The organism is Kitasatospora sp. MY 5-36 (assembly GCF_001182915.1).
Lineage (GTDB): Bacteria > Actinomycetota > Actinomycetes > Streptomycetales > Streptomycetaceae > Kitasatospora.
The window spans coordinates 1-517 of sequence record NZ_LFVW01001455.1 but is presented as its reverse complement, the minus strand read 5'-3'; the positions used below and the strand labels follow the sequence as shown (position 1 = coordinate 517).

Sequence of the window (517 nt, the reverse complement as noted above, 5' to 3'; positions counted from 1 at the left end):
GCGCGGCCCGCTGGCGCTCCAGCTGCGCCTGCCGGGCCGGGTCCTCGCTGTGCGCCGCCACGGCGACCGGCTCCGGCAGCTCGGCCGGTGCGACCTCGACCGCCTCGGCCGGGGCCGAGCGCAGCCTGGCCAGCCAGGAGCGGGAGATCCAGGCGACGCCCAGCATCGCGGCCACGCAGCCGCTCTTCACCAGCAGCAGCCGCCCGTACTCGGTGCCGGTCAGCGCGCCCCAGCTGCCCAGGCCCCGCCAGGACTGGTAGATCCCGGTCCCGGCCAGGACGGCCACCGAGCCGAAGGCGATCTTCGAGAAGCGGTCCACCACCTCGGCGCCGACGCCCTCGCGCAGCGCGACCAGCAGCGCGGCCAGCCCGCCCAGCCAGAGCGCCATCGCGATCAGGTGCAGGATGCCGAGCGGCAGCGCCAGCCAGACCTGGATGCCCACCGAGGCGTGGTCGGCGCCGACCCAGGTCGCCGAGAGGGCGACGGCCAGCACCAGCCCGGCCACGCCGAGGCCGAG

General features: G+C 77.0%; 1 protein-coding gene. It reads right to left on the bottom strand.

Features of this window, described 5'->3' with window-relative positions; genetic code table 11:
* The coding region (locus AE652_RS42910) for a CopD family protein (protein WP_049661855.1) at positions 1 to 517 on the bottom strand (517 nt) is incomplete at both ends.